Annotated in this window: 3 protein-coding genes; 2 read left to right on the top strand and 1 reads right to left on the bottom strand. The window is 62.8% G+C overall.

The window, feature by feature from the left end; translation table 11 throughout:
- On the top strand, window positions 1-127 hold a 127-nt coding region (locus tag A7D17_RS23355; protein WP_153041981.1), incomplete at its 5' end, for an integrase core domain-containing protein.
- A gap of 7 nt (window positions 128-134) precedes the next feature.
- Here the strand turns inward: A7D17_RS23355 and A7D17_RS18145 are convergent.
- Window positions 135-1,553: a M23 family metallopeptidase gene (locus tag A7D17_RS18145; RefSeq protein WP_064510379.1), complete on the bottom strand. Its 1,419-nt coding sequence runs from the start codon at window positions 1,551-1,553 to the stop codon at window positions 135-137.
- Between the two features lie 170 nt (window positions 1,554-1,723).
- On the opposite strand from A7D17_RS18145, the gene tyrS reads away from it, so the two are divergent.
- A complete protein-coding gene (tyrS, locus tag A7D17_RS18140; RefSeq protein ID WP_064510378.1) occupies window positions 1,724-2,935 on the top strand; it encodes a tyrosine--tRNA ligase in 1,212 nt (403 codons plus the stop codon).
- Window positions 2,936-3,324 lie beyond the last annotated feature (389 nt).

Raw genomic sequence — 3,324 nt, 5'->3', positions numbered from 1 at the left:
CGCCAACGCCTTCCAGGGCTGGCTGCATCACTACAACTGGCATCGGCCACACGCCAGCCTCGGCTACAAACCCCCCATCTCCCGAATTCCAATTCCAATGAACAACGTGGTGGGTTTACACAGCTAGGTCGCGCTCAGCCGCGCGACTTGCCCTTGGCCGGCTTGCCGGCATCGGCGTAGATCAGCTTTTCCATGCCTTCGATACGCGCCATCGCTGGTGCGGTCTGCGCGCGGAAGGCGGCCAGTTCGGCGCCCTGCAACGGCTCCGGCGGCGGCATGGTCACCGACATCGGATTGCGCTGCTGCCCGGCCACGCGGAATTCGTAATGCAGGTGCGGGCCGGTCGCCAGGCCAGTCATGCCGACATAGCCGATCACCGTGCCCTGGTTGATGCGCTGCCCGGCCTTGATCTTGCCAAAGCGCGACATGTGGCCGTACAGCGTGCTGTAGTTCTTGCCGTGGTCCAGGATCACCACATTGCCGTAGCCGCGCTGGGTGCCGACGAACACCACCCGCGCATCGCCGGCGGCCATGATCGGGGTGCCCGAAGCGGCCGCGTAATCCACACCCTTGTGCATGCGCATCGTGCCCAGCACCGGGTGTCGGCGCGCGCCGAAGGTGGAGCTGATACGGCTATACGCCACTGGCATGCGGATGAAGCTCTTCTTCAGCGGACGACCGGTGATGTCGTAGTACTCGGCCGGCTTGCCGGCGCGCTCGAAGCGGAAGCCGGTGTAGGTCTTGCCGCCGGTCGTGAAGGTCGCCGCCAGGATGTCGCCGGTATTGATCCGCTCGCCCTCGCGCCAGGTTTCGTCCATCACCACGCTGAAACGGTCGCCCGGCTGCAGGTCCTTGTCGAAGTCGATGTCGTACTTGAAGATCTCGTCGGTCATGATCGCCACCGCTGCCGGCGACAACCCGGACTTGTCGGCCGAGGCGTACAACGAGCTGGTGATCTCGCCACTGGCCACCACCGTACGCGTGGTCGTCGCCCGCTTGGTCACGTTCTCGCGCACGCTGTCGCCCAGCAGGCGCAGTTCCACCCGGTGGCTGTCGTCGCGATCAAAGCGCAGGGCACGCAACTGTCCGGGCGTGGGCATGTCGAACGCAATCTCCGCGCCCGGGTGCAGCTTGGTCAGCGCCTCCTTGGTGCCGGGATGCGATAGCACCTGGTACATCACCGTGGTCGGAATTCCCAATTTGCCGAACAGGGTGCTCAGCGTCTGGCCCGGCTTGACCTGCAGGATTTCCCACTCGGTACTCGGTGACAGCTGCTTGCGGCTGGGCACCAGCGGCGGCAAGGGCAATGCCAGCGTGGAGTGGCTGGACAGCGGGGTGTCGATCGCGTTGGAGAAACCGGGCACGATGGTCGCTACCATCGCACCGATGGTGGCGAACAGGCTGGCGTGGATCCAGTGGCGGCGCGTCCAACGGTCGTTGAAGGCGGCCGGCAGGTGCGCCTTGAGCTTGCGATGCAGTGCAGTGTCGTGGAGAACGTGGAGGCGTTCGTGGAAGCGCCGCTTGCGTGCACGGCCCTGCTCGGAGTTCTGCATCGTTCAATGTCCTCGATGGCTCGAAGTGCGAGCCCAATCGCCGGTACCATAGACAGGCTGTAACAGCGCGTCAAACCATTGAGCCTGTTCGTTATTTTCATTTGGCGCGAAATTAACCCGCGTTTAACATCATTCACGTTGTTGACGGCAAACGCCGCTGGAGTCCGTGGTTGGCCACTCTCGAAGAATCCCTCGCACTCATCGGCCGTGGCGCCGACGAGATCCTCAAGCTCGATCAGCTCGAAGCCCGCCTGAAATCGGGCGTCCCGCTGCGGGTGAAGGCCGGCTTCGATCCCACGGCGCCGGATCTGCATCTAGGCCATACCGTGCTGCTCAACAAGATGCGGCAATTTCAGCAACTTGGGCATCAGGTCGTTTTCCTGATCGGCGACTTCACCGGCATGATCGGCGACCCCAGTGGCAAGAACGCCACGCGCAAGCCGCTCAGCCGCGAGGATGTGCTGGCCAATGCACGCACCTATGAAGAGCAGGTCTTCAAGATCCTGGACCGCGAGCGCACGGAAGTGCGCTTCAACTCCGAGTGGTTCGGGCAGATGAGCGCAGCGGACTTGATCAAGCTGTCCGCCCAGCACACCGTGGCCCGCATGCTGGAGCGCGACGATTTCGCCAAGCGCTTCACCGGCCAGCAGCCGATCGCCATCCACGAGTTCCTCTATCCATTGGTACAGGGCTACGACTCGGTCGCGCTGAAGGCCGATGTCGAGCTGGGCGGCACCGACCAGAAGTTCAACCTGTTGATGGGCCGTGGCCTGCAGGAGCATTACGGCCAGGCCCCGCAGATCGTGCTGACCATGCCGCTACTGGAAGGCCTGGACGGCGTGGCCAAGATGTCCAAGTCGCTGGGCAACTACATCGGCATCAACGAGCCGGCCATTGATATCGTCACCAAGACCATGAAGATCGGCGATGAGCTGACCTGGCGCTGGATCGATCTACTCTCCTTTGATATCGGCGTGGCCGAAGCGTTGCGTCTGAAAGAGCAGGTCGCCACCGGTGAGTTGCACCCGCGCGATGTCAAACTGCGCCTGGCGCGTGAACTGGCCACGCGGTTCCACGACGCGGCCACCGCCGAGCAGGCGATCGCAGGCTGGCATGCCGTGGTGACCGGGCAGGGCGACACCAGCCTGCTGCGCTTGCAGGAAGTTGCGGTGCCTGCCGAAGGGCTGCGAATCGCCGGTCTTCTGACCGCGGCCGGCCTCACGCCCAGCAATTCAGAAGCGACGCGCAAGCTGAAGGAGCGCGCGGTCAGGATCGACGGCGAGGTCATCGAAGATGTGGCGCGCATGTTGGTCCCGGGTTTTGAAGGCGTGATCCAGGTAGGCAAGCGCAATTTCGCCCGCGTGGTGCTGGTCAACAGCTGAGGCGCGTCACGCTGCTGCAGAGCGACAATCGCAAGTGGGCTGCCGCGCTCTCTATATGAAGGGATGGCAGCCAGATGGCATGTTCAGACCACGAATGCCACGGCTTTGCGCAGCAGCGCCAGGTTTCAGGAAATGTCGTGAAATATTTTTCACAAAACCCTTCCCAAAATCGTTGCGCAGGCATATAGTTCGCCTCCCCCGGCGCAACGGACCCGCAAACGCGGCGACAGAGCAGAAGGGTTCGAAAATTCCCTGAAACTAGGGTGTTGACGAAACGCAAAAGCCGGCTATGATGGGCGGCTCGCTACACGGAAAGACGCTACGGCGGATTGAGGTGCAGCGGCGGCAACTTCCTCTTCACGAGGGGTTGACGAGGATGAAAAGCCTGC

Source organism: Xanthomonas floridensis (assembly GCF_001642575.1).
Lineage (GTDB): Bacteria > Pseudomonadota > Gammaproteobacteria > Xanthomonadales > Xanthomonadaceae > Xanthomonas > Xanthomonas floridensis.
Note: the sequence above shows the minus strand (reverse complement) of the source record. Positions and strands in the feature narration are given on the sequence as shown.

What these genes read in the sequence shown, in the direction of transcription:
- A7D17_RS18145 (WP_064510379.1), bottom strand. Translation starts at nt 1,553, where the DNA reads ATGCAGAACTCCGAGCAGGGCCGTGCACGCAAGCGGCGCTTCCACGAA.